The sequence below is a fragment of the Serratia bockelmannii genome (assembly GCF_008011855.1).
GTDB lineage: Bacteria > Pseudomonadota > Gammaproteobacteria > Enterobacterales > Enterobacteriaceae > Serratia > Serratia bockelmannii.
In genome coordinates this window covers 508346-534175 of the sequence record NZ_VOUX01000033.1, presented here as the reverse complement: position 1 = coordinate 534175, position 25830 = coordinate 508346, and the positions used below count along the sequence as shown (strand labels likewise).

The window sequence follows — 25830 nt, the reverse complement described above, 5'->3', positions numbered from 1 at the left end:
CCATGACTGTGGACATGGCCCTGATAATGCCGCTTACCTGAGGCATTATGAGGATTTTCTGACCCGCAGATACCATTCACACAGCAGGCGCACCTGCTTGCGGGTATAGCCTTTCTCCATCATGCGGTCGACGAAGTCGTCGTGTTTTTTCTGCTCGTCCGTCGACGTTTTGGCGTTGAACGAAATCACCGGCAACAGCTCTTCGGTATTGGAGAACATTTTTTTCTCGATCACGGTGCGCAGCTTCTCGTAGCTGGTCCAGTTCGGATTGCGGCCGTTGTTGTTGGCACGAGCGCGCAGCACGAAGTTCACGATTTCGTTACGGAAATCTTTCGGGTTGCTGATACCGGCCGGTTTTTCAATTTTTTCCAGTTCGGCGTTCAAAGACTCACGATCGAACAGCTGGCCGGTATCGGGATCGCGATACTCCTGATCCTGGATCCAGAAGTCCGCGTAGGTCACATAACGGTCAAAAATGTTCTGTCCGTATTCCGAGTAGGATTCCAGATAGGCGGTCTGGATCTCTTTGCCGATAAACTCGGCGTATTTCGGGATCAGATAGCCTTTCAGGTGTTCCAGGTATTTCTCGGCCAAATCCTGCGGGAACTGTTCGCGTTCGATCTGCTGCTCCAGCACATAGAACAGGTGTACCGGGTTGGCCGCCACCTCGGCGTGATCGAAGTTGAATACCCGCGAGAGGATTTTAAAGGCGAAACGGGTGGAGAGGCCGTTCATGCCTTCGTCAACCCCAGCGTAGTCGCGGTACTCCTGATAGGACTTGGCTTTCGGATCGGTATCCTTGAGACTTTCGCCGTCATACACGCGCATTTTCGAGTAAATGCTCGAGTTTTCCGGCTCTTTCAACCGCGACAGCACGCTGAACCGCGCCAATGTTTCGAGGGTGCCCGGTGCGCAGGGCGCGTGGGTCAGCTCACTGTGATCCAGCAGCTTGTCGTAAATTTTGATCTCTTCAGACACGCGCAGGCAGTAAGGTACTTTGACGATGTACACGCGGTCGAGGAACGCTTCGTTGTTCTTGTTGTTGCGGAAGGTCACCCACTCGGATTCGTTGGAGTGCGCCAGAATAATGCCGCTGAACGGCAGGGCGGAGATGCCTTCAGTGCCGTTGTAGTTGCCTTCCTGGGTCGCGGTCAGCAGCGGATGCAGCACCTTGATCGGCGCTTTGAACATCTCAACGAACTCCATAATCCCCTGGTTGGCGCGGCACAGGGCGCCGGAGTAACCGTAAGCGTCCGGATCGTTCTGCGCGTGGTTCTCCAGTTTACGGATATCCACTTTACCGACCAGCGCCGAGATGTCCTGGTTGTTTTCATCGCCCGGTTCGGTTTTGGCGATGGCGATCTGTTCCAGAATGGAAGGGCGCACCTTCACGACTTTAAATTTGGTGATGTCGCCGCCGAACTCATGCAGGCGTTTCGCCGCCCACGGCGACATGATAGTGCCGAGGTAGCGACTCGGGATGTTGAACTCTTTCTCCAGGATCGAGGCATCTTCCTGCGGGTTGAACAGGCACAGCGGATGATCGTTGACCGGGCTGCGCTCGCCATTGGCGCTGAGGGTGTAGATGGGCACGCGCTGCATCAACGCCTTAAGACGTTCTGCCAGCGAGGACTTACCGCCGCCCACCGGGCCCAGCAGGTAAAGGATCTGTTTCTTCTCTTCCAGGCCCTGCGCGGCGTGTTTCAGGTAAGAGACGATCTGTTCGATGGCCTCTTCCATGCCATAGAATTCCTCGAAGGCCGGATAGCGTGCGATCACGCGATTGGAGAACAGGCGCGACAGGCGTGATTCTAGCGCAGTGTCGACCATCACAGGTTCACCGATAGCCATCAGCAGACGTTCGGCCGCGTTGGCATAGGCACTGCGATCTTGCCGGCAAATGGTAAGAAATTCCTGCAGTGTGAACTCTTCGTCCTTGGCAGCTTCGTAGCGCTGGCGATAGTGGTCAAATATGTTCATGATGCCCGTCCTTTCGTTATTAGCACAGGTTAAAGAGAGCGTGTGATAGTGTTCTGGCCCCCGGAAGATGAGAATACGCCTGAGTACAGCAACCCGTATGCCAACTTGGTGCGCTTATTATCGCGAGTTGCGCTGTATGCCACTGGGCCCAGGATAAATTCGCCTTCTGATTTAAGCTTAGTTTGCTTGCCGGAAAATTTCCTGCCGCAGAAAAAGCTTTTTTTAAGTCATATCAATGACTCAGTTATTACCGTGTTAGCCAAATGCCTTGTCTGGCGCGGCCTGCGGGATAAAACGTCATCGATCCGCCATGATTAATTCATAATTCCGCTATAAGTTATTCGATCTTGGTCGTTTTCTATTGTAAAGATTAGGCGCGCAACTAAATTTTCACATAAACTATTGCGGCTATTAACCCTGTAATTTATGGAAAAAGAACCAGTGAAGATTTCAAAACTCAAAACGCTAGCAATTATCGCTTCCGCAATGGTTTGTGCGCAAAGTGCTCAGGCGGGGACCTGGTCACTTGGCGCTGCCGCGCTGGTTAGCCCGGACGCGTATCGCGGTTATCAGGACCGCGTTTATCCGGTGCCCGTCATCGACTATGAAGGTGATGACTTCTACTTCCGTACTCTGACCGCCGGTTACTACCTGTGGAAAGATCAAGAAAACCAGCTGAGCATCATGGGTTACTACACGCCATGGGGCTACCGCCCGGGCGACAGCGACGACGATCGCATGAAGCGCCTCGACAAGCGTCGCGGCACGCTGATGGCCGGCCTGGCCTATTCGCACAACGCGGAGTGGGGCACTATCCGTACTACTTTCACCGGCGACACGCTGAACAACAGCAACGGGCTGGTGGGCGATGTGGCTTACCTGTACAAGTTTGATCTGGACGCATTGACGCTGGTCCCGGGCGTGGGCGTAATGTGGAACAGCAAGAACCAGAACAAATATTACTACGGCGTCAGCGCCAATGAATCCCGCCGCAGCGGCCTGGATAGCTACACCCCAGGCGATAGCTGGGCACCGTATCTCGAGCTGAGCGCCAATTACCAGCTCAACAAGAGCTGGAACGCTTTCTTCGTCGGCCGCTATGTGAAGCTGTCGGATGAAGTAAAAGACAGTCCGATGGTGGATAAATCCTACACCGGTTTGTTGATGACGGGTGTGAGCTACACCTTCTAATCACGCATTGCACGATTATCGTGCATGGCGTGCATTAAAAAGGGGCGCAAGCGCCCCTTTTGCACATCTGCAGTGCGCTGCCGCGCACGATCCCTCAGGCTTTTTTACGGCTGCGGAAGGTGACTCCCAAACGGGCGGGTTGCTCGCCGGCGGCGATCAGCGGTTTGCTGACGCGCCCGGTCTCGATACAAACCATGGTCTTGTAACCGTCGTTCGGCATATCCCCCATGCTGCAGGAGAGTTCTGCGCCGGGGTTCCAGGCGATGACGTCGCTCATATGATGGTGGTGAACCTCGATGGTGCGTGCGAGCGCCGGATCGCGGATCTGGCTGAAGGCCTCCGGGCGAGTATAGACACGGTCGGTTTGGCCGACGAAGGTCACTTCACCTGCCTGACGTGCCTCTGCACCGCCCGCCACCTTGTCGATATAAGGCTCGCCCAGACCCGCCACGCTGACCCGTTCGATGTCGCCGACCTGGAAGTAGCTATGTAGCGCCGCCGTGGCCTGATAATCGCCGTGCGATTCCAGTTCGATCTCGCACTCTGCACCCAGTTTGAAGCGGGCAATCAGCGTGAAGGCGTGCGGCCACAGTTTTCGGGTCTGCTCATTGTCTTTCAGCGTGAAGGTCAGAATGACGCCGTTGTCATCTTCATCGTGCGCCGTCAGGCTCCAGGGCTGGTTACGGGCAAAGCCGTGGGAGGGGTGCGCCACTGGACCGAACCACGGCCAGCAGATCGGTACCCCACCGCGGATGGCCTTGCCTTTGGCAAACGGGGTATTGTTGCTGAGCCAAATTACCGGCTGCTCACCGCTGGGCTGCCAGGCCAGCAAATGGGCGCCCTGCAGCGCGACGGCCGCGCGCACTTTCGGGTGCGAGACCACCACCACGCCCAGCTCATCGAGCTGACGTTGGCTGATGTAAGGTGAAATCTGTTCGGAAACGGGCAGGGTGAAAATTTTCTCGTTCATTTCATGACCTATTGTTTGCCGGAGAGACAAATAAAAAAGGGCGACAAAAATGTCGCCCTCATTATCAGCTTAACATCATGCCATTACTTGGAGATGTGAGCGATCAGATCCAAAACCTTGTTGGAATAACCGGTTTCGTTGTCGTACCAGGAAACCAGCTTCACGAAGTTGTCGTTCAGTGCGATACCGGCTTTGGCATCGAACACGGAAGTCAGCACTTCGCCGTTGAAATCGGTGGAAACCACGTCGTCTTCAACGTAGCCCAGAACGCCTTTCATAGAACCTTCAGCGGCGTCTTTGATGGCTTTCTTGATTTCTTCGTAGGTAGCCGCTTTTTCCAGACGTACGGTCAGGTCAACAACGGATACGTTAGGCGTCGGTACGCGGAACGCCATACCGGTCAGTTTGCCTTTCAGCTCTGGCAGAACCACGCCAACCGCTTTCGCTGCGCCGGTAGAAGAAGGGATGATGTTCTGGGATGCGCCGCGGCCGCCGCGCCAGTCTTTGTGGGACGGGCCATCAACGGTTTTCTGAGTAGCGGTGGTCGCGTGAACGGTGGTCATCAGACCTTCAACGATACCGAAGTTGTCGTTGATGACTTTAGCCAGTGGCGCCAGGCAGTTGGTGGTGCAAGAGGCGTTGGACACGATGTCCTGGCCGGCATATTTGTCAAAGTTAGCGCCGCGCACGAACATTGGGGTCGCATCTTTGGATGGGCCAGTCAGAACCACTTTTTTAGCGCCGGCGGTGATGTGTTTACGCGCGGTTTCGTCGGTCAGGAAGATACCGGTCGCTTCAGCAACCACGTCAACGCCTACTTCGTTCCACTTCAGGTTAGCCGGGTCTTTCTCTGCGGTAACACGGATGGTTTTGCCGTTAACAACCAGGTGGCCGTCTTTAACTTCTACCGTACCGTTGAAACGGCCGTGAGTAGAGTCATACTTCAGCATGTAAGCCATGTACTCTGCGTCCAACAGGTCGTTGATTGCAACGATCTCGATGTCAGAACGCTCTTGAGCAGCACGGAAAACAATGCGACCGATACGGCCAAAACCGTTGATACCTACTTTGATAGTCATATATTCCACCAGCTATTTGTTAGTGAATAAAAGGTTGGTTGTAAAATTACAAAAACCTTACCCAGCGTCAAGCGGAATCGTGTCAATTCTTGCGGCAAGTCAAACCAGAAGGGTGGTTTTGCACGCTTATTGCACAGTCCATTTGCGCTTGGCCTCATCCGTTATATGGGGACAAGCCGCCAAGTATAAAGTCAGCATACGCAAGATGTGTGATCGCTATCACATATCATCGTGACGTAGCCTTTATGGGCTACAGTTTAGGCCAAAAACTCCTGCAGCGGTGTTAATTTTTTGTTATTATTAATCATTGTTTTCGTTGACATTATCCACATTCAGAGATAAGCACAAATGGCTAAAGAGACAACCCCCGGTCATCCGGTCACGGAACTGAATGAAATCCAACGTTATGTGACGCAACAGCGTGGTACCGAAGCGCCGTTCAGCGGCAAATTGCTGCACAACAAGCGCGAGGGCGTGTACCATTGCCTGTGCTGCAACCAGCCGCTGTTCTATTCCGAAACCAAATACGATTCCGGCTGCGGTTGGCCGAGTTTTTATGAGCCGGTTTCCGCCGATGCAATCCGCTATCTTGATGATAATTCGCATAATATGCATCGTGTTGAAATCCGCTGCGGCCACTGCGACGCGCACCTGGGGCACGTTTTCCCCGATGGCCCGCAGCCGACAGGCGACCGCTACTGCGTCAACTCCGCCTCGCTGAGTTTCACCGATGGCGAAAATGGCGACCAAACGGCCGGTTAAGTGGTAATTTAACTAACAAAATCGATTCAGCTAATTATTCATCCGTAAGCGAGAAGGGCTCTGATGGACGTGAAAGATCTGATTGCGGCGATGACGCCCGAGATATACCAGCGCCTGGTACTGGCGGTTGAGCTGGGTAAATGGCCGGACGGCGTGGCGCTGACGCCGGAACAGAAAGAAAATAGCCTGCAGGCGGTGATGCTGTGGCAGTCGATGCACAACGTCGATCCGCAGCACATGAGCATCGGTACCGACGGGCAGATTGTGATGAAGAGCAAGCAAGAGCTGAAACAGCAGTTCGTTGCCGAGCCGCTGGCCAAACTCAAACCGCAGTAACGCGACCCTAAAGCGGGGCGATGTCGCCATCGCCCCGTCGACTCACCGTTTTTCGCCCTTAATCCCCAACGATTCCGCCAGCTGCTGTGCCAGCCGGTTGTTGTCGTCCGCGCCGTATTCCCAGAACATCGCACCGCCTAATCCCTGGCTTTTGATGTATTCGGCCTTGATGGCCACCGAACGCGGGTTCTCGTAGGAGATGGCAAACAGCGGCTTGCCTTCGGCGGATTGCAGCGTCAAGTATGGCACTTTGGCGTCGTCATCCCAGTGTTCGCGAAAACGATGCTGCGGATCGTTGAGCAATTTGCTGACGATATCGTGGTATTTAAAGTAAGTGTCTTTGCTGAGATCCAGCCCCAGCGCGTTGAACAGGGCGGTTTCGCGCGCGCTGAAGTCAGGCTGCGTCACCGGATGCTTGGCGGCGTCCGGTTTGTCCCAGTCGATGCCCGCCTCGGTCGCCCGTTTCGGCACCCGGCCGTAGAAACCGATGCCCAGGTTCATCTGTGCCGGTTTCAGTCCGGCAGCCAGATAATGCTTTACCACGAAATCGGCGCTGTAGCGGTCGGCGGCCGCCACGGTTGGCCAACGCGTTGAATCGTACAGGTTGGCATTGAAGTACTGTGTGCCGTAAGCCATGTCGTAAGTCATCAGATTGATGTAGTCGAGGTAAGGGGCAATGCTTTTCACATCGACCCATTCCTGTGGGCTTTTGACGTTGGCCCCGACGGCGATGGTTAACAGCTTGCCTTGCCCCAGCGCTTGGTGAAGCTCTTTCAGCAGCAGGGTGAAGTTATCGCGATCCGCCGGTTGGCTTTCCACCAGCCCCCAGGCGCCGTTCACCGGGTATTCCCAGTCCAGATCGATCCCATCCAGCCGGTACTGTGCGATCACCTGCAGCGCGGAGCGAATGAATATCGCCCGGTTTTCCGCGGTAGCGGCGGCGGCGGAGAAACCGCGTGCGCCCCAGCCACCGACCGACAGCAGCACTTTCAGCTCGGGGTTCTGTTTGCGCAGCACCGGCAGCCGTTGCAGATCGGCCGTGACTTTCGGCGACAGGTAGATCTGGTGGCGGCGAGCGGGGTCTTTCAGCGCCGCATTGGTTTCGTCTTTCTCGCCGTTGTAGATCAGGCCGAACGAATAGTTGAGGTGGGTGATTTGCGTGACGTCCAGCTTATCGATATCGCCACCGGGGCCGGCGGTGACGTCGCCGCCGCCGTTGAAGTAGCCGACGGAGAGATAGGCCGCCTGGGCCGTGCTTGCGCCAGCCATAGCCAATTGCACCGCCGCCAGCAAAGGCAGCAGTTTTCGGGTTATTTTCATGTCAGTCTCCTTGTGGTCGGCAAGGCCGACCGTACCGCCAGGGGCGGGCACAATAAAGCCGGGCTCAGCGGGCCCCGGATGCGTATAACCGATTGACGCCAAAAGCGTCGCAGTCATAACAGCAAAAGCGCCTGCCGGTCACAAGCCGTTGGGGAAGAAGAAAGGCGGTATTGTGAGCAGCGTCGATAATTTCGCCGCCGCGCAGAGAGGGCGCCGGTGGCGCCCGAGCGGATTTAGTTGGCGAGAAACTGTGACAGGGTAACTAGCTGCGCGCCGGCGCGCGCCATCTCCTGCAGCGCTCGCTCACTGTCGTCCGGCTGCAGATTCACGCCGCGGCAGCCGTCGACGATCACTTGCGTCGGATAGCCGGCAGCCAGCGCATCCAGCACGCTGAACTTCACGCAGTAGTCGGTCGCCAGGCCCATGACAGCCAACCGCCGGACGCCCTGCGATTGCAGCCAGCCGTGGAGTTCGGTTTGCGCACGGTGGCCGTTATCGAAGAACGCGCTGTAGCTGTCGATGTTCGTATCTTGCCCTTTGCGAAAGACGGCATTGATGTGTTGCCGCTGTAACTGGGGATGAAAATCGGCGCCGTGGCTCCCTTGCACGCAGTGCACCGGCCACCACACCTGCGGCAGGCCTTCCAGCTCACCGAGAGTGCCGGCCTGCGCATCGGAGTTCACCGCAAAGCTGCGGTGATTGGCGGGGTGCCAGTCCTGGCTGGCCACCACCGGCTCTCCCCGCGCCAGGCAGGCGGCGATCGCCTGATTGGCGACCGGGATGACGGCGTCGCCCGCCGTGACCGCCAGCGCGCCGCCGGGGCAGAAGTCGTTTTGCAGATCGATCAACAACAGGGCCGTTTTCATCGCCGCTCCAGAGTTCAGTCGATTAACCGTTGATGCTCAGCTCGCCGCGCAGATCTTGCTGCATCAGGGCGCGGATTTGTTCCGGCATCAGCGGCTGGCTCAACAGATAGTGCAGCTTGGTCAGGGCGGCTTCCACCGTCATGTCGAAACCGCTGATAACCCCGGCGTGCGCCAGCGCGTTGCCGGTGGCGTAGCCTTCCATATTGACGCGCCCGGAGATGCACTGCGTCAGGTTGACCACCACGATGCCGCGTTCGGAGGCCGCACGCAACTCGTCGATCAGCTCGGCCTTCTGCGGCGCGTTACCAACGCCGTAGGAACGCAGGATCAGCGCCTTGACCGGCTGCAGCAGGAAGTTACGCACCACCGCGCCGGAAATGCCCGGATAGATAGTGACCACGCCGATCGGCTGCGGCGTGATGTCGTGCACCCGCAGAGCGCCGTTGCAAGCCGGGCTGTCGATGCCGTGCTGGCGACGAATGTGAATGCCGGCTTCCAGCAGCGGCGGCAGATTCGGGGAGGCGAAGGCATCGAAGCCGTCGGCGTGCGCTTTGGTGGTGCGGTTGCCGCGGAACAGCTTGTTGTTGAAGAACAGGCTGACTTCGTTCACCGGATGGTTGGCCGCCAGATACAGCGCGTTGAGCAGGTTGGTCTGGCCATCGGAACGCAGCTCCGCCAGCGGAATCTGCGAACCGGTGACGATCACCGGTTTATCCAGGTTTTCCAGCATGAAGGAGAGCGCCGATGCGGTGAACGCCATGGTGTCGGTGCCGTGCAGGATCACGAAGCCGTCGTAGCGATCGTAGTTCTGCTTGATGTCGTCGGCGATGTGCTGCCAGTCTTCCGGCGTCATGTCCGAAGAGTCAATCAATGGCGCGTATTCATGAATGGTGAAATCCGGCATTTCCGGCCGATGGAATTCCGGCATCAGCGCCAGTTGGCGCTGCAGGTGGCCGGAAACCGGGATATAGCCGTGATCGGAGCGCTGCATGCCGATGGTGCCGCCGGTGTAGGCGACGTAAATGGATTTCTTTTGCATGGTCATGATTTTAACAAAGATAAGATGGGCTGAATTATAGGGGCATGGCGGCAGAAAAAAAGCCCGGCGATGGCCGGGCTGCAGAATTATTTGTTAGCGGACTTCTCCGCAGGTCAGACAGATCGCGTAACGGTTCTGCGGATCGTTCAAGTTATTGAACAAACCCGGCTGCTCTTTCACCGCATTGGCGACCGAGGCCAGCGGGGCAGGTAGCATGGCCTGAATCGCCGCCGGCAGCATGGCGTGAATGGAAACGCCGAACTGGCTGAGCACCATATCGCTCAGGCTCGGGGTATCGACGAACCAGTCAAGCTGCCACTGCTGCAGCTTCGCCAGCTCAGCGGCTTTCTTCACCGCGTCGTCGAAATCGCCCAACTGATCGACCAAGCCATTGGCCTTGGCGTCGCTGCCGAGCCAGACGTGGCCTTGGGCGATTTGATCGACCTGCTGCGGGGTCATCTTGCGCGATTTGGCAACCAAATCGAGGAAGTTCTTATACCCGTTTTCGATGTTCAGCTGCATCATCTGCGAGAACTCCTGCGGCAACGCCTTGGTGACCGCGATGTCGGCCAGCGGCGAGGTCGCCACGCCGTCGGTGTGCACGCCCAGCGTATCCAGGGTTTTCTCGTAGGTATTGATGATGCCGAAAATGCCGATGGATCCAGTCAGCGTACTCGGGCTGGCGATGATGTAGTCGGCCGGCGTCGAGACCCAGTAACCGCCCGATGCGGCCATGCCGCCCATCGACACCACCACCGGTTTGCCGGCGGCGCGCACGGCGGCCAGCTCGGAGCGGATCACTTCGGACGCGCTGACGCTGCCGCCAGGGCTGTTGACACGGAACACCACGGCTTTGATGGCCGGATCCAGACGTGCCTGACGCAGCTCGGCGGCGGTGGTGTCGCCCCCGACGTTACCCGGCGTCTGCGGGCCGTCCATGATGGCGCCGTTGGCGAAGACGACGGCGATCTTGCCGCCCTGGTTCGCGTCCGGTTTCGGCTGATAGTCGTAGATGCTGATGGCGTTGAAATCGTTTACCTGTTTGTCCCAGCCGAAGGTCTTGACCAGCTGATTTTCGATCGCGGTGCGCGACGCCAACTCGTCCACCAGCTTGTTGTCCAGCGCATAGCGAGCGGTGTCGCCACCGGCCGCCTGCAGGCCGCTCAGCACGCCGGCGGCGCCGGGGAACAGCTGCTGCGGCGTCAGCTGGCGGTTGGCCGCGACGGTCTCCAGATAGTTCTGCCACAGGCCGCCAATCCAGCGGCTGTCTGCTTCGCGCGCCGCCGGAGACATATCGTCGCGGATCAGCGGTTCGACCGCCGATTTATAGGTGCCGACGCGGAAGATATTGGTGGTGACCTTGAGCATGTCCAGCAACGACTTGTAATACAGGTTGTTGGTGGCGAAACCGTGCAGATCGACCGCGCCCTGCGGCGACAGGTAGACCTTGTTGGCGTAGCTGGCCAGATAGTATTGCGTCTGGTTGTAGCTGTCGCCGATGGCGAAGATCGGTTTGCCGCTGTCGCGGAACTCGCGCAGCGCTTTGCCGATATAGCGCAGCGACGGCTGATCGGCGCCGACGAAATCATTCAGCTGCAACACCATGCCGGTAATGTTTTTGTCGTCTTTGGCCTTGCGGATGCTGTCGACTACGTCGAACAGCGAGTTTTCCTGCAGGCGGCTGCTGGAGGCGCCCAACAGTTCGCGGCCCCACTGCCGCACTCGGTTGTTTACCGAAGGCTGATCGACCACCACGCCGCTTAAATCGACCAGCAGCGCGCCGCGCGCCGGGGCCGTCGAGGTGGAGGAACTTTGGAAGGACAGATAGATGCCGACCCCAACCAGGATCAGCAAGACCAGGAACAGGTTAAGGATCAGTTCCCTGATAAAATTCAGCAGACGCCATGTCCACCGGAAAATGCCGGCAATAATTCGCCACAATGTGCGCATGTGCTCTCCAACAAGAGTCGAGAATGTTCCGCTATCCTAATGAGCGGCCGGGTAAATGTCAGCTTTAAATCGTGGCACACAGACGCTATCGCCGAGGCTGTAACTCGTCGTTTAGCTATGTTAACGTGGCCGGAATGAAAATTGTTATCAGGAGTTTACGATGGATGCTCTGGATCTTTTATTGAATCGTCGCTCGGCTTCGCGCCTGGCGGAACCGGCGCCGGCGGGGGAAGTGCGCCAAAATATCATCAACGCGGGCCTGCGTGCACCCGATCACGGCGCGCTGCAGCCGTGGCGTTTCGTGATGATCGAGAATCAGGGCCTGGAACGCTTCAGTCAGCTGCTGCAGGCGGCGGCGAAGCAGGATCAGCTGGACGAGGCGGCGATCGAAAAAGCCACCAAGGCGCCGTTCCGCGCACCGCTGATCATCACCGTCATCGCGCACTGCACGGAAGAGACCAAAGTGCCGCGCTGGGAGCAGGTGGTTTCCGCCGGTTGCGCCGTGCAGGCGATGCAGATGGCGGCGCTGGCGCAGGGCTTTAACGGCATCTGGCGCACCGGCGCCTGGACCGAGCATGCGCTGGTGCGTGAAGCCTTCGGTTGCCGCGAGCAGGACGAGATCGTCGGCTTCCTCTATCTGGGGACGCCGCAGCTGAAGGCTGCCACCAAGGTGACGCCGCCGGACAGCACGCCTTTCGTCAGCTATTTCTGAGTTTTTTCCAACGGGGCGCGGTGAAAATGCGCCAAACCCCGCAAAATCGCATGGTTTCTGAGCAGGCCGTTCGCTTATCGGCGGCCCGCTCTTATCAATCCCCTCGGCAAGCGCTACCCTATGTTATCTTGAGTGCCGTTACCGAAGGGAGTGGACTATGACATCGCCAGCGATCCGTTTAACCCAGTACAGCCATGGCGCTGGCTGCGGCTGCAAAATCTCACCGAAAGTTCTCGAAACCATCCTGCATAGCGAGCGGGAAAAGTTTGTCGATCCGCGCCTGCTGGTCGGCAATGAAACCCGCGACGATGCGGCGGTGTACGATATTGGCAACGGCGTCGGTATCATCAGCACCACCGACTTCTTCATGCCGATCGTCGACGATCCATTCGATTTCGGCCGCATTGCGGCTGCCAACGCCATCAGCGACGTGTACGCCATGGGCGGCAAACCGATCATGGCGATCGCCATTCTCGGCTGGCCGATCGCCAAGCTGCCGCCGGAGGTGGCGCAGCAGGTGATCGACGGCGGCCGCTTCGCCTGCCAGCAGGCGGGGATCGCGCTGGCCGGTGGCCATTCCATCGATGCACCGGAACCTATTTTCGGCCTGGCGGTGACCGGCGTGGTCAATACCGAGCGGGTGAAGAAAAACAGCGCGGCACAGGCCGGATCAAAACTTTATCTGACCAAGCCGTTGGGCATCGGTGTGCTGACGACCGCCGAGAAGCAAAGCAAGCTGCGCCCTGAGCATCAGGGCCTGGCGACTGAAGTGATGTGTCGCCTGAATAAACCGGGTGCTGATTTTGCCGAGGTGGCGGGCGTCACAGCGATGACCGACATCACCGGCTTTGGCCTGCTGGGTCACCTGAGCGAGGTATGCCAGGGCTCCGGTCTGCAGGCGACGGTCTGGTTTGATCGGGTGCCGAAACTGCCGGACGTCGAGGAGTATATCGCCGAGGGCTGTGTGCCGGGCGGCACCGGGCGCAACTTCGACAGCTATGGCCATCTGGTGGGCGAGATGAGCGATTTGCAGCGCCAGCTGCTGTGCGATCCGCAAACCTCCGGCGGCTTGCTGTTGGCGGTATTGCCGGAGGCGGAAGCGCAGGTGCTGGCGATTGCCGAACAGCACGGTATCACGCTCAACGCTATCGGTGAATTGCATGTGGCATCGGCCGATAAGCCGCTGATCGAGGTCGCGTAGTGTCCAACATGCAAGGAAGGGCGGACAGCGACGATTACCAACGCATTTTCCTGCAGGACGTGCCGCTGATTGACGTGCGCGCACCGATCGAGTTTCAGCAGGGCGCCTTCGCTCAGGCACTGAATCTGCCGCTGATGATCGACAGCGAACGCCAGGCGGTCGGCACCTGCTATAAGCAGCATGGGCAACAAGCGGCGATCGCGCTCGGCCACAGCCTGGTGAACGGCAAACTGCGCGAACAGCGCACCGCCGCCTGGCTGGCGGCCTGCGCAGAGCGGCCCGAAGGCTATATTTACTGCTTCCGCGGCGGGCTGCGCTCGCAGCTGGTGCAGCAATGGCTGCATGAGGCCGGCGTCGAGTACCCGCGTATCATTGGCGGTTATAAGGCGCTGCGCAATTATTTGCTCGGCGTGCTGGCGCAAAGCGCGGCATTGCCGATGGCCCTGGTGGGCGGCAATACCGGCAGCGGCAAGACGTTGCTGGTCAACGAACTGGCCGACGGCGTCGATCTGGAAGGCGTGGCGCGCCATCGCGGTTCATCTTTTGGTCGAACGCTGGCGGGCCAGAGCTCGCAGATCGATTTTGAGAATCGTCTGGCTGTGTTATTGCTGAAAAAACAGCATGGTGGCAGCCGCCGTTGGGTGCTGGAAGACGAAGGGCGGATCATCGGCAGCAACAATCTGCCGCTGCCGCTGTTCAATGGGATGCAGCAGGCGCCGGTGGCGGTGATCGACGATCCGTTCGACATTCGTCTGGCGCGTCTGCAGGCGGAATATATCGACGGCATGCGCGAACAGTTCGAACAGGCCTATGGTGTGGAAGACGGCTGGCGACAGTACGACGACTATCTGCACCACGGTCTGTTCGCCATACGCCGCCGCCTGGGGCTGGAACGCTTCCAGCAGCTGACGCAACGACTGGAAGCGGCGCTGCGGACACAGCGGCTCAGCGGCCAGGGCGAGGCGCACCGCGAGTGGCTGGCGCCCCTGTTGCAGCAGTACTACGATCCGATGTATTGCTATCAGTTGGAAAAGAAAGCCCAGCGGATTGTCTTCCGTGGGAACTATGCAGAAGTAAGAGAATTCTTGATGACGTTCAGCCAGAAAAACGGTGAATAATGCGACTGTTCATAGCCGAGAAACCGAGTTTGGCGCGCGCCATTGCCGACGTCTTGCCCAAGCCGCATCGCCGCGGCGACGGGTATATCGCCTGTGGCAACAACGACGTGGTGACCTGGTGCGTCGGCCACCTGTTGGAGCAGGCTCAGCCTGACGCTTATGACAGCCGCTATGCGCGCTGGTCGTTGGCGGATCTGCCGATCATTCCCGAAAAATGGCGGTTGCAGCCGCGGCCTTCGGTCAGTAAACAGCTCAACGCCATTAAAAAGTTGCTGCTTGAAGCCGATGAAGTGGTTCACGCCGGCGACCCGGATCGCGAAGGGCAACTGCTGGTGGATGAGGTGCTGGACTACCTGGATTTGACGGCGGAGAAGCGTCAGAACGTGCGCCGCTGTCTGATCAACGATCTCAACCCGCAGGCGGTGGAGCGCGCGGTCGAGCGGCTGCGCGACAACCGAGACTTTATCCCGCTGTGCGTGTCTGCGCTGGCACGTTCGCGCGCAGACTGGCTGTACGGCATCAATATGACCCGCGCTTATACGCTGCTGGGCCGCAACGCCGGTTACGACGGTGTGCTGTCGGTGGGCAGGGTGCAGACGCCGGTGCTGGGATTGGTGGTGCGGCGCGATGAAGAGATCGAAAACTTCGTGCCGAAAGATTTCTTTGAGGTCAAAGCGCACATCGTTACGCCGAAAGAAGAACGCTTTGTGGCGCTGTGGCAACCCAGCGACTCCTGCGAGCCTTATCAGGATGAAGAGGGGCGTTTGCTGCACCGGCCGTTGGCGGAGCACGTGGTCAAGCGCATCGAAGGCCAGCCGGCCCTGGTCACGTCTTATAACGATAAACGGGAATCAGATACCGCGCCGCTGCCGTTTTCGCTCTCCACGCTGCAAATCGAAGCGGCCCGGCGTTATAACCTCAGCGCGCAACAGGTGCTGGACGTTTGCCAGCGGCTGTACGAAACCCACAAATTGATCACCTATCCGCGTTCCGACTGTCGCTATCTGCCGGAAGAGCATTTCGCCGGCCGCCACGCGGTGCTGAACGCCATCAGCGTGCACCAGCCTGAACTGTACCCGCAGCCGGTGATCGACAGCGATCGCCGCAACCGCTGCTGGGACGATAAAAAGGTCGATGCGCACCATGCCATCATTCCCACCGCCCGCGCCGGCAAGATTAATCTGACGCAGGATGAACGGAACGTGTATGGACTGGTGGCGCGCCAGTACCTGATGCAGTTTTGTCCGGATGCGGTGTTCCGCAAATGCGTGATCGAGCTCGATATCGCCGGCGGCAAATTCATCGCCAAGGCGCGTTTCCTGGCGGAAGCCGGCTGGCGCACGCTGCTGGGCAGCAAGGAGCGCGACGAGGAAAACGAAGGTGCACCGCTGCCGGTGGTGGCCAAGGACGATGAGCTGCTGTGCGAGCGCGGTGAAGTGGTGGAGCGCCAGACGCAGCCGCCGCGGCCGTTTACCGACGCCAGCCTGCTGTCGGCTATGACCGGCATCGCGCGATTCGTACAAGATAAAGCGTTAAAGAAAATCCTGCGGGCGACCGATGGTTTAGGAACGGAAGCGACGCGAGCGGGGATCATCGAATTGCTGTTCAAGCGGGCGTTTCTGTACAAGAAGGGACGCTATATTCACTCCAGCGAAACCGGGCGCGCGTTGATTCATTCGCTGCCGGATCTTGCTGCGCGCCCTGATATGACGGCCAACTGGGAAGCCACGCTGACGCAAATCAGCGAGAAATCCTGCCGCTATCAGGACTTTATGCAGCCGTTGGTCGGCACGCTGCAAGAGCTGATTTATCAGGCCAAGCAGAGCCGGGCGAGCATGGCGTTTCGTGGATTGCCGCCGCCGCCCTCCAGCGGAGGCAAAAAACGCAGGAAAAGCGCCGGCAAGGCGCAGGAGAAGAGTGAATGAAGCGTGGACTCACAGGGGTATTGGCTGCCGCTGCCCTGATGTTTTCCGGCCTGGCGGTCGCCAATCGCGGCGATGTGGACGTGGTGTTACCGGTTTCGCCGGAGATTTGGGGCACGGCCAAAAGCGGCGTCAACCCGCCGCCGGCACAGCCCTGCAACCGCTGTTGCGTCTACCAGAATCAAAACTATTCCGAGGGCGCGGTGCTTAAAGTGGAAGGGGAAGTGCTGCAGTGCGTGCGTGAGCCTAACACCATCGGCACCAACCCCTTGATTTGGGTGCGATTGAAGAAGTGACGATGTAACCTGTCGCCGCGTTCAGCGTGAATCGGCTTGCGCGGCGATATAGTCCGCCAGCAGTGGAACGTCAGCGGGTGCCAGAGCGTATTCCTGCGCCTGCTGCGGCGTGACCCAGACCAGCGCCGAGTGGCAGCGCTGCTGCAGTTCACCGGAGAACTCCGCGACTCGCCAGGCGTGCAGCCGGATGATGCGTTCGCCTTGCCGCCATTGATTGCTGCCTACATAGTTGCCGATACGGGCGCAAATCCCCAACTCCTCATCCAGCTCGCGCGCCAGCGCTTCTGGCTGGCCTTCGCCGGCTTCAACCTTGCCGCCGGGAAACTCCCATAGACCGGCCTGATCGCTGCCTGCGCCGCGCTGGGCCAGCAAAATGCGGCCGTTCTGTTCCAGAATGGCGGCTACCACATCGATAATTTTCATTGGCTTCACAGAGTAAAACCCCGGCGAGCGCCGGGGTGATGGGTTACAGCGTAAATTCCGCCCACACCGGTGCATGGTCGGAAGGTTTCTCCATACCACGGGTTTGGTAATCGATGCCGGTGGCGATGCAGCGCGAAGCCAGCGGGGTGCTGGCCAGCAGCAGATCGATACGCAGGCCGCGGTTGTCGTCGAACCCTTTGGAGCGGTAGTCGAACCACGAGAATTCGTCGCTGCGCCCCGGGTTGGCGTGGCGGTAGGTATCCACCAGGCCCCAGTTCAGCAGGCGGTCCATCCATTCGCGCTCTTCCGGCAGGAAGGAACACTTGCCGGTGCGCAGCCAGCGTTTACGGCTGTCTTCGCCGATGCCGATGTCATAATCGCTGGGGCTGATATTCATGTCGCCCATGATCAGCACCGGGTATTCTGCCGACAGCTGCTGCTCCAGGTAGTTTTGCAGATCCTGATAAAAGCGTGTTTTAGCCGGGAATTTGATCGGATGGTCGCGGCTTTCACCTTGCGGGAAGTAGCCGTTGATCACTGTCAGCGTACCCTGTGGCGTAGCCAGATCGGCCATGATGATGCGACGTTGCGCGTCTTCTTCATCGGTCGGGAAACCGCGGCGCACGGCCAGAGGCTCCGCTTTGGTCAGCAGCGCCACGCCGTAATGGCCTTTTTGCCCGTGATAGAACACGTGATAGCCGTGCTGGCTGACGTCTTCCAATGGGAACATGTCATCGTGAACTTTAGTTTCCTGCAGACCGATCACGTCGGGCTGGTGCTGTTCGATAATTGCCGCCAGCTGATGCGGACGCGCGCGCAGTCCATTGATATTAAAAGAGACAAACTTCATGAGCGGTGCCGTTTTCACGAGAAAAATGTGCTGTGATAGTAGCAGAGTTTGGCGGGAAATGTAACGCAGACAGCGGCGGGGCCGCTGACTGCGCAGCGGGTTTATTTCGCCCAGCGGTCGTAATTTTTAGGCTGATAGTCGTCAAACTGTTGCAGCAGCGTTTGTGCCGATTCACTGATGTGCAGGGTGCCGAGATAGTCGTGGCGCATAAAGCCCTGATCGGCGACGTGCTCGAGGAACTGGCTCAGCGGGCGGTAGAATCCGTTGACGTTCAGCAGGCCGACCGGTTTGTTGTGATAGCCGATTTGCCCCCAAGTCCAGATTTCAAACAGCTCTTCCAGCGTGCCGATGCCGCCGGGCAGGGCGATAAAACTGTCCGCCAGCGCCGCCATACGGGCTTTGCGCGTATGCATATCGGGCACCACTTCCAGTTCGGTCAGGCCGCGATGCGCCGTTTCCGCTTCAACCAGGCGCTCGGGGATAATGCCGACAGCTTCACCGCCCGCTGCCAACACGGCGTCCGCCACGATCCCCATCAATCCTTTTTTGCCGCCGCCGTAGATTAAACGGCGCCCCTGTGCGGCCAGCAGCTGCCCCAGTTGACGAGCCTGCTCGGCATAAGCGGGATTGACGCCTTCGCTGGCGCCACAAAAAACGCAAATATTGTTTCGCATCCACCTGTTCCTTACTGCACTAAAGAAGCCAGTGGTATAGCGAATTGTCGGCCGGAGTTCAAGTTACGGGCGGAGGAGAGAAATAAAACGTCTGGATGGAAGCGGTTAATAAGGGGAGATAACTTGATTTATTGATACGAGAACATTGGATGCAACGAGTTTTAAGTAGGGTTTGGATTTTTCTGCAAGAGATGGTGGTGGGGGAAGGATGATTCGTCGCTGCGCGACTCACCCTGCGGGCCGCGCTGAAGCGCGTTGTCTCACTGCGTGAGACTCGAACCTTGGTCGAAGCTTCTCATCCTTCCCCAATACGGAACATTATGGAGGCGATGTGCTTTTAATTCGGTTTGGGGATTTTTGCAAGGGATGGTGGTGGGGGAAGGATGATTCGTCGCTGTGCGACTCACCCTGCGGGCCGCGCTGAAGCGCGTTGTCTCACTGCGTGAGACTCGAACCTTGGTCGAAGCTTCTCATCCTTCCCCAATACGGAACATTATGGAGGCGATGTGTTTTTAATTTGGTTTGGGGATTTTTGCAAGGGATGGTGGTGGGGGAAGGATTCGAACCTTCGAAGTCTGTGACGGCAGATTTACAGTCTGCTCCCTTTGGCCGCTCGGGAACCCCACCATGGTATTCATGGATTTACAAATTGTTGTTCTGGTTTTATCCAGAAGAAACCTGGCCGGTTTCTTTACTGCGTCTTCGCTCCTGGCGGAGAGAAGATGGTGGTGGGGGAAGGATTATTCGTCACTTCGTTCCTCACCCTTTGGGCCGCGCTAAAGCGCGTTATCCTTCCCTTTCTGACTCGCTTAAACTCAGTGCGTATCAGCAACGAAAAGATGGTGGTGGGGGAAGGATTCGAACCTTCGAAGTCAGTGACGGCAGATTTACAGTCTGCTCCCTTTGGCCGCTCGGGAACCCCACCATATTACATGGCTATTTAACTGGCCTTGCTTGCGAGAGCGCTGTCTCGGTAAGCGGGGCGCATCATATCAAATGAAGCGGATGTGTAAAGCATTGAAATGCAGAAAATGAATCGTTTGCCGTTTTTTTATTCTTGGCGGTGCATCCCTGAACGAAATGCACCGATTTATTGAGCGATTACAGAATAACGGTGCGGTTGCCGTAAACGAAGACACGCTGCGCCAGCACCTGATACAGCGCGCGGCTAAGCACATTTTTCTCTACGTCGCGCCCGGCGCGCATCATATCCTCGGCGGAATAGGTGTGATCGACGTGGATCACGTCCTGCATGATGATCGGGCCTTCGTCGAGATTGTCGTTAACGTAGTGGGCGGTGGCGCCGATGATTTTTACCCCGCGCTCATAGGCCTGGTGATAAGGGCGCGCGCCGATAAATGCCGGCAGGAACGAATGGTGAATGTTGATCACCTGATTCGGATAATGCTGCACGAAGGCCGGGGTCAGCACGCGCATATATTTGGCCAGCACCACGTAATCCGGCTGGTATTGATCGATCTTGGCCGTCATTTCGCGGTCGTGTTGCTCACGCGTCAAGCCTTCGTGGCTCACCAAATGGAAAGGAATATCGAAACGTTCCACCAGCGTTTGCAGCGTGTCGTGGTTGCCGATCACGGCGGCGATTTCAACGTCGAGGCCGCCATAGGCGCTTTTCATCAACAAGTCGCCCAGGCAGTGAGCCTCTTTGGTGACCAGTACCACGATGCGACGGCGCCCGGTGCTGTGCAGCTCGCGCAGCGAACCTTCCGGCAGCGCGCTGTCCAGATCGGCCAGCAGCGTGTTGTCGTTGAAAATGCCTTCCAGCTCGGTGCGCATAAAGAAACGCCCGGTGCGGTGATCGACAAACTCATTATTCTGGACGATATTGAGTTCGTGCTTGTAACAGATGTTGGTGATCTTGGCGATCAGCCCTTTGGCGTCCGGGCAGATGGTGCGTAACACTTTTCGTTGTACATTTTGGTGTGGCATGGGTTTGAGGATCCTGTCTGATACTGAACGGCCTGTCTGCGCAGGCGTAAACGTGAAGCACCGGCCGGTTAGCGCCCGCAGCACTTCTTATATTTTTTCCCTGAGCCACAGGGACACATCGCATTTCTGCCGGGCTGGGGTTTGGTACCGTCGATATAATACCAACGTTGATCGCGACGAAGGAAGCGTGAGCGCTCATGCATCGCTTGCGGTTCGCCGCTTTCGCCATCGGTAAAACGGGCGATGAATTCGACGAAGCCTTCATCCGGCTCATGACCGGCTTTCTCTTCCACGACAGTCAGGCCCAGCCATTCGGTATTCTTAAAACTGTCGACGATTGCATTGCGCCACGCTTCGGCACCGCAGTCGGGGTGCCAGGTGGCGATCAGATAGTCGACGTTATGACTCACGTAGGCGGTGAAGCGTGAACGCATCAGCTGGCCGGGCGTCGGCGCTGGCTGATTGCCGCTGATAAAAGGGGCGCAGCACGCGTTATACGCCAGTCCGCTGCCGCATGGGCATAATTCGGGCAAAATAACTCCTGAGAACACGAGGCAGAAAATGAATTTAGCGCATATGTTACCTAACAATATTCGTCAGTGACAATCTACCCTGAAAGCAGAGAACACCTTTCACCCTGAGGATGGCGCGATGCGGCAAATCAAGATCGGACTGGCGCTGGGAGCGGGCTCGGCCAAAGGCTGGGCGCACATCGGCGTGATCAATGCGATAAAGAAACTGGGGATTGAGGTTGACGTCGTTGCTGGCTGTTCTGTCGGCGCGTTGGTGGGCGCGGCGTTCGCCAGCCATCGTCTGCCGGCGATGGAGCAGTGGGTGCGATCGTTCAGCTATTGGGACGTCATTCGCCTGATGGATTTTTCCTGGCAGCGCGGCGGCCTGTTGCGCGGCGAGCGGGTGTTTAACGCCGTCGGACAGCTGCTGAAGGTCAATGATATCGCCGATTGCGCGTTGAAGTTCGGTGCCGTGACCACCAATCTCAGCACCGGGCGCGAGCTGTGGCTGACCGAAGGCGATATTCATCAGGCGATACGCGCCTCCTGCAGCATGCCTGGCCTGTTGGCGCCAGTATGGGCCGACGGCTATTGGCTGGTGGATGGCGCGGTGGTCAATCCTGTGCCGGTGTCGCTTTGCCGCGCCATGGGCGCCGATATCGTCATCGCGGTCGATCTGCAGCATGATGCGCATCTGATGCAGCAGGATCTGTTCTCGATACGTATCGAGGAAGAAAGCCCGGGCGATGCGCCTGCGGCGACCTGGCGCGGGCGTCTGCGGGAACGCATCGGCAAAATGCGACAGCGCAAACCGGCGACGGCGCCGACGGCGATGGAGATCATGAGCACCTCGATTCAAATGCTGGAAAATCGTTTGAAGCGTAATCGGATGGCGAGCGATCCGCCGGATGTGTTGATTCAACCTTTTTGTCCGCAAATCTCGACGCTGGATTTCCACCGCGCCGATGAAGCGATCGCAGCGGGGTTGCTGGCGGTGGAAAAACAACTGGATCGGTTGTTGCCGTTGATAAAAAATAGATAATTCTCGGTTCTCGGTTGGCAATGCGCGGTCAGTCTGTTTCAGACGAGCATAAGTGACCTTTTTGAGCCACTATTACACTATGGAAAGGGACGAGGCTCGGCTGATGGCATTACCACTTACTCACAAGCGCATCTTGATCGTTGAGGACGAACAGGTTTTTCGTTCAGTGCTGGTCGGTTATTTGGCCTCACTGGGTGCTGAAACCGGCGAGGCGACCAACGGTATACAGGCGCTGGGTGCCGTCGATGACTTCAAGCCGGATCTGATCCTGTGCGATCTCGCGATGCCGGAAATGGGGGGGATCGAATTCGTTGAGCACCTGCGTTTGCAGGGGCTGCAAATCCCGGTGCTGGTGATCTCGGCCACCGACAAGATGGCTGACATCGCCAAGGTGCTGAGGTTGGGCGTGCAGGATGTGCTGCTCAAGCCGCTGACCGATCTCAATCGCCTGCGTGAAGCGGTGTTGGCATGCTTATACCCCAATATGTTCACTTCCCAGGCGATTGAGGAGGTTGAACTGTTTCAGGACTGGGATGCGTTGAGCAAAAATCCCTCCGAAGCCGTCAAACTGCTTAAACAATTGCAACCGCCGGTACAGCAGACTATTGCGCATTGCCGGATCAACTATCGGCAGTTAACCACCGGCGAAAATCCTGGCCTGGTGCTGGATATCGCCGCTTTGTCAGAAAAGGATCTGGCATTCTATTGCCTGGACGTCACGCGCGCCGGCGATAATGGCGTATTGGCGGCATTGCTGTTGCGTGCATTATTTAATGGGCTGCTGCAAGACCATCTGGCTAATCAACAGCATCGTCTGCCGCAAATGTCGGCATTGTTAAAGCAGGTTAATCAATTATTGCGGCAGGGGAAATTAGACGGTCAATTCCCGCTGTTGCTGGGATATTATCACGCCGAAAATAAAAACCTGATTCTGGTTTCTGCCGGGCTGCATGCCAACGTCAATACCGGTGACAATCAAATCCAGCTGAGCAATGGCGTGCCACTGGGGACGCTGGGGGCCGCCTACATGAATCAGATCAGCCAGCGCTGCACTGCCTGGCAGTGTCAGGTATGGGGAAGCGGTGGTCGGTTACGGCTGATGCTCAGCGCTGAATAACAGGCAACGAACGGCGAGATCTTAAGCTATTCACTTATCGGTAATTAAACCGTTTATTTATTCTCCCGATTATCCGAACGGGTAATAGTCCTAAATTTTTTCTATTTGTGTTCTGGTTAATGCCAGGCGCGCATAAGCTGGTATACTCCGAAGGTTTTTTATATTGAGCCCAAGCTCATAAAATGAGCGCTTTAGCTTCAAGAGAGGAAATAATGCCTGCTGTAAATCGCAAAGTCAGAAAAGCCGTGATCCCGGTTGCAGGCTTGGGTACGCGGATGTTACCGGCCACCAAAGCCATTCCGAAAGAAATGCTGCCGCTGGTTGATAAACCGCTGATCCAATACGTCGTTAATGAGTGCATTGCGGCGGGGATTAACGAGATTGTGCTGGTCACCCACTCCTCCAAGAACTCGATCGAAAACCATTTTGATACCAGTTTCGAACTTGAAGCGATGCTGGAAAAACGCGTCAAGCGCCAATTGCTGGATGAAGTGCAGTCGATCTGCCCGAAAGGCGTTACCGTGATGCAGGTTCGTCAGGGCAATGCCAAAGGCCTGGGGCACGCGATTATGTGTGCCTACCCGATGGTGGGCGATGAACCGGTGGCGGTGGTGTTGCCGGACGTGATCCTCGACGAATACAGCGCCGATCCGAAAAAAGACAACCTCCACGAAATGCTGCAGCGCTTCGAAACTACCGGCGTCAGCCAGATCATGGTTGAACCCGTGCCGCATAAAGATGTCGGAAACTACGGCGTAGCCGACTGTAAGGGCGTTGCTTTGCAACCGGGCGAAAGTGCGCCGATGGTGAGTGTGGTTGAGAAACCTTCGCCGGATAAAGCCCCTTCCAACCTGGCGATTGTCGGTCGTTACGTGTTATCCGCCGATATTTGGCCGCTGTTGGCTAAAACGCCCCCTGGCGCCGGCGACGAAATTCAGCTGACTGACAGTATCGAAATGTTGATGCAGCAGGAAACGGTGGAAGCGTATCACCTGAAGGGCGTAAGCCATGACTGCGGTAACAAGTTGGGGTACATGCAGGCTTTTGTTGAGTACGGCATGCGTCATGCCAGCCTGGGCAAAGAATTTTCTCAGTGGCTGCAACAGGTTGTTGCCGCTGACAAGAAGTAATTTGATCTTTCGTATTAATTTGAAAAACTAGGATTTTCACATGAAAGTAACAGTTTTTGGTATTGGTTATGTGGGGTTGGTACAGGCCGCCGTACTGGCTGAAGTTGGCCATGACGTTATGTGCATTGATGTTGATGAGCGAAAAGTCGAAAACCTGAAAAAAGGGAATATCCCGATTTTTGAACCGGGCCTGACGCCGCTGGTACAGCAAAACTATGAGGCTGGGCGCCTGCATTTCACCACCGATGCCAAAGCGGGCGTGGCACACGGGAATATCCAGTTTATTGCCGTCGGCACGCCGCCGGATGAGGACGGCTCCGCCGATCTGAAATATGTCACCGCGGTTGCACGTACCATCGCCGAACACATGACCGATCGCAAAGTGGTGATCGATAAATCCACCGTGCCGGTCGGTACGGCGGACAAGGTGCGTCAGGTGATGGCGGAAACGCTGGCTAAACGCGGCAGCAACGTGGCGTTCGACGTGGTATCCAACCCTGAATTCCTGAAGGAAGGCGCTGCGGTAGCTGACTGCATGCGCCCTGAACGCATCGTGATCGGTACCGATAATAAAGAGGTAATCGAACCGATTCGCGAACTGTACGAGCCATTTAACCGCAATCACGATCGTATGATCATGATGGATATCCGCAGCGCAGAGCTGACCAAATACGCTGCCAACTGCATGCTGGCGACCAAAATCAGCTTTATGAACGAGATGTCCAATCTGGCGGAAATGCTGGGTGCGGACATCGAGAAAGTGCGTCAGGGCATCGGTTCCGACTCACGCATCGGTTATCACTTCATCTACCCTGGCTGCGGCTACGGTGGTTCTTGCTTCCCGAAAGATGTCCAGGCGTTGATCCGCACGGCGGAACAGATCGGTTACCAACCGAAGCTGCTGCAGGCGGTAGAGCAGGTCAACTACCAACAGAAAGATAAGTTGAACGGCTTTATCAAAGATTACTTCGGCAGCGATCTGAAGGGGAAAACCTTTGCGCTGTGGGGCCTGGCGTTCAAGCCGAATACCGATGACATGCGTGAAGCGTCCAGCCGCGTGCTGATGGAGCAATTGTGGGCTGCCGGCGCCACCGTTCAAGCCTACGATCCTGAAGCGATGAACGAAGTTCAGCGCATCTATGGCCAGCGCGACGACTTGAAGCTGATGGGGACCAAAGAGGCTGCATTGCACGGCGCCGATGCTCTGGTGATCTGCACCGAATGGCAGAATTTCCGCGCACCGGACTTCGATGTGATCAAGAGTGCGTTGAAGCAGCCGGTGATCTTCGATGGACGTAACCTGTACGATCCGGAGCGTTTGGAGAATCGCGGCTTTACCTATTACGCGATTGGCCGCGGCGCCTCGATTAAACCGGTTATTTAAGGAGTG

General features: G+C 57.4%; 25 protein-coding genes, 2 tRNA genes and 2 other RNA genes. 13 read left to right on the top strand and 16 right to left on the bottom strand.

What is annotated here, in order from left to right; genetic code table 11:
• Positions 1-45: 45 nt before the first annotated feature.
• Positions 46-1980, bottom strand: a complete 1935-nt coding sequence (gene yeaG / locus FOT55_RS19035) for a protein kinase YeaG (protein WP_025303096.1) — start codon at positions 1978-1980, stop codon at positions 46-48.
• Positions 1981-2022: 42 nt separating this feature from the next.
• Here yeaG and FOT55_RS25470 point away from each other — a divergent pair, with 42 nt between their 5' ends.
• On the top strand, positions 2023-2298 hold the full coding sequence (locus FOT55_RS25470; protein ID WP_173889450.1) for a hypothetical protein: 276 nt from the start codon (positions 2023-2025) through the stop codon (positions 2296-2298).
• A 108-nt stretch (positions 2299-2406) separates the two neighbouring features.
• Positions 2407-3171, top strand: a complete 765-nt coding sequence (locus FOT55_RS19025) for a MipA/OmpV family protein (protein ID WP_147823886.1) — start codon at positions 2407-2409, stop codon at positions 3169-3171.
• 94 nt (positions 3172-3265) lie between these two features.
• Here the strand turns inward: FOT55_RS19025 and FOT55_RS19020 are convergent, their stop codons facing one another.
• Complete coding sequence (locus tag FOT55_RS19020) at positions 3266-4141, bottom strand: D-hexose-6-phosphate mutarotase (protein ID WP_147823885.1); 876 nt, start codon at positions 4139-4141, stop codon at positions 3266-3268.
• Positions 4142-4224: 83 nt separating this feature from the next.
• A complete protein-coding gene (gene gapA, locus FOT55_RS19015; RefSeq protein ID WP_004932222.1) occupies positions 4225-5220 on the bottom strand; it encodes a glyceraldehyde-3-phosphate dehydrogenase in 996 nt (331 codons plus the stop codon).
• Positions 5221-5568: 348 nt separating this feature from the next.
• Between gapA and msrB the strand changes: the two genes are divergently transcribed.
• Together msrB and FOT55_RS19005 are read left to right on the top strand one after the other, a co-directional pair.
• Positions 5569-5982 (top strand): peptide-methionine (R)-S-oxide reductase MsrB, encoded by a 414-nt coding sequence (gene msrB, locus FOT55_RS19010; protein ID WP_004932219.1) that lies wholly within the window; start codon positions 5569-5571, stop codon positions 5980-5982.
• 63 nt (positions 5983-6045) lie between these two features.
• Positions 6046-6318, top strand: a complete 273-nt coding sequence (locus FOT55_RS19005; protein WP_025303093.1) for a YeaC family protein — start codon at positions 6046-6048, stop codon at positions 6316-6318.
• A gap of 42 nt (positions 6319-6360) precedes the next feature.
• On the opposite strand, the gene chiD is transcribed toward FOT55_RS19005, so the two are convergent.
• The 4 genes from chiD to sppA all read right to left on the bottom strand — a co-directional run bounded on the left by chiD (position 6361) and on the right by sppA (position 11493).
• Positions 6361-7638, bottom strand: coding sequence for a chitinase ChiD (gene chiD / locus FOT55_RS19000; RefSeq protein ID WP_025303092.1), 1278 nt, complete (start codon positions 7636-7638; stop codon positions 6361-6363).
• Between the two features lie 233 nt (positions 7639-7871).
• The gene (gene pncA / locus FOT55_RS18995) at positions 7872-8504 is read right to left on the bottom strand and encodes a bifunctional nicotinamidase/pyrazinamidase (RefSeq protein WP_147823884.1); all 633 of its coding nucleotides are present in this window, start codon (positions 8502-8504) and stop codon (positions 7872-7874) included.
• A 22-nt stretch (positions 8505-8526) separates the two neighbouring features.
• Positions 8527-9543 (bottom strand): asparaginase, encoded by a 1017-nt coding sequence (gene ansA / locus FOT55_RS18990; RefSeq protein ID WP_147823883.1) that lies wholly within the window; start codon positions 9541-9543, stop codon positions 8527-8529.
• Between the two features lie 93 nt (positions 9544-9636).
• Entirely contained in the window at positions 9637-11493 is a 1857-nt protein-coding gene (gene sppA, locus FOT55_RS18985; RefSeq protein WP_147823882.1) for a signal peptide peptidase SppA, read from the bottom strand.
• A 160-nt stretch (positions 11494-11653) separates the two neighbouring features.
• Here sppA and FOT55_RS18980 point away from each other — a divergent pair, with 160 nt between their 5' ends.
• From FOT55_RS18980 to FOT55_RS18960, 5 genes are all read left to right on the top strand, one after another.
• Entirely contained in the window at positions 11654-12205 is a 552-nt protein-coding gene (locus FOT55_RS18980; RefSeq protein ID WP_004932204.1) for an NAD(P)H nitroreductase, read from the top strand.
• Positions 12206-12362: 157 nt separating this feature from the next.
• On the top strand, positions 12363-13406 hold the full coding sequence (gene selD, locus FOT55_RS18975; RefSeq protein ID WP_060433208.1) for a selenide, water dikinase SelD: 1044 nt from the start codon (positions 12363-12365) through the stop codon (positions 13404-13406).
• A gap of 8 nt (positions 13407-13414) precedes the next feature.
• On the top strand, positions 13415-14524 hold the full coding sequence (gene mnmH, locus FOT55_RS18970; RefSeq protein WP_060433206.1) for a tRNA 2-selenouridine(34) synthase MnmH: 1110 nt from the start codon (positions 13415-13417) through the stop codon (positions 14522-14524).
• Positions 14524-16449 carry a DNA topoisomerase III gene (locus FOT55_RS18965; protein ID WP_043142985.1) on the top strand — a complete coding sequence of 642 codons (1926 nt, stop codon included), beginning with the start codon at positions 14524-14526 and terminating at the stop codon, positions 16447-16449. The genes mnmH and FOT55_RS18965 overlap by 1 nt, the downstream gene beginning before the upstream one ends.
• Positions 16446-16742, top strand: coding sequence for a YnjH family protein (locus FOT55_RS18960; RefSeq protein WP_060433204.1), 297 nt, complete (start codon positions 16446-16448; stop codon positions 16740-16742). Before FOT55_RS18965 ends, FOT55_RS18960 begins: the two co-directional genes overlap by 4 nt.
• A 21-nt stretch (positions 16743-16763) precedes the next feature.
• Here the strand turns inward: FOT55_RS18960 and FOT55_RS18955 are convergent, their stop codons facing one another.
• The 9 genes from FOT55_RS18955 to FOT55_RS18915 form a co-directional block, all read right to left on the bottom strand.
• Entirely contained in the window at positions 16764-17165 is a 402-nt protein-coding gene (locus FOT55_RS18955; RefSeq protein WP_060433203.1) for a pyrimidine (deoxy)nucleoside triphosphate diphosphatase, read from the bottom strand.
• 43 nt (positions 17166-17208) lie between these two features.
• Positions 17209-18015: an exodeoxyribonuclease III gene (xthA, locus tag FOT55_RS18950; protein WP_147823881.1), complete on the bottom strand. Its 807-nt coding sequence runs from the start codon at positions 18013-18015 to the stop codon at positions 17209-17211.
• A gap of 101 nt (positions 18016-18116) precedes the next feature.
• Positions 18117-18689 (bottom strand): LOG family protein, encoded by a 573-nt coding sequence (locus FOT55_RS18945; RefSeq protein ID WP_004932190.1) that lies wholly within the window; start codon positions 18687-18689, stop codon positions 18117-18119.
• A gap of 192 nt (positions 18690-18881) precedes the next feature.
• Positions 18882-19009, bottom strand: a non-coding RNA gene (locus tag FOT55_RS18940) — RtT sRNA.
• 47 nt (positions 19010-19056) lie between these two features.
• Positions 19057-19184, bottom strand: a non-coding RNA gene (locus FOT55_RS18935) — RtT sRNA.
• Between the two features lie 47 nt (positions 19185-19231).
• A tRNA-Tyr gene (locus FOT55_RS18930) sits at positions 19232-19316 on the bottom strand.
• A gap of 213 nt (positions 19317-19529) precedes the next feature.
• Positions 19530-19614, bottom strand: a tRNA-Tyr gene (locus tag FOT55_RS18925).
• Between the two features lie 176 nt (positions 19615-19790).
• A complete protein-coding gene (purU, locus tag FOT55_RS18920) occupies positions 19791-20639 on the bottom strand; it encodes a formyltetrahydrofolate deformylase (RefSeq protein ID WP_004932187.1) in 849 nt (282 codons plus the stop codon).
• A gap of 68 nt (positions 20640-20707) precedes the next feature.
• Positions 20708-21172, bottom strand: coding sequence for a YchJ family protein (locus FOT55_RS18915; protein ID WP_025303082.1), 465 nt, complete (start codon positions 21170-21172; stop codon positions 20708-20710).
• Positions 21173-21290: 118 nt separating this feature from the next.
• Between FOT55_RS18915 and rssA the strand changes: the two genes are divergently transcribed.
• The 4 genes from rssA (at position 21291) to FOT55_RS18895 (ending at position 25824) form a co-directional block, all read left to right on the top strand.
• Positions 21291-22193 (top strand): patatin-like phospholipase RssA, encoded by a 903-nt coding sequence (gene rssA / locus FOT55_RS18910; protein WP_043142971.1) that lies wholly within the window; start codon positions 21291-21293, stop codon positions 22191-22193.
• A gap of 103 nt (positions 22194-22296) precedes the next feature.
• The gene (gene rssB, locus FOT55_RS18905; protein ID WP_147823880.1) at positions 22297-23310 is read left to right on the top strand and encodes a two-component system response regulator RssB; all 1014 of its coding nucleotides are present in this window, start codon (positions 22297-22299) and stop codon (positions 23308-23310) included.
• Positions 23311-23522: 212 nt separating this feature from the next.
• Positions 23523-24440, top strand: a complete 918-nt coding sequence (gene galU, locus FOT55_RS18900; protein ID WP_049295767.1) for a UTP--glucose-1-phosphate uridylyltransferase GalU — start codon at positions 23523-23525, stop codon at positions 24438-24440.
• Positions 24441-24480: 40 nt separating this feature from the next.
• Positions 24481-25824 carry a UDP-glucose dehydrogenase family protein gene (locus FOT55_RS18895; RefSeq protein ID WP_147823879.1) on the top strand — a complete coding sequence of 448 codons (1344 nt, stop codon included), beginning with the start codon at positions 24481-24483 and terminating at the stop codon, positions 25822-25824.
• Positions 25825-25830: the final 6 nt, after the last annotated feature.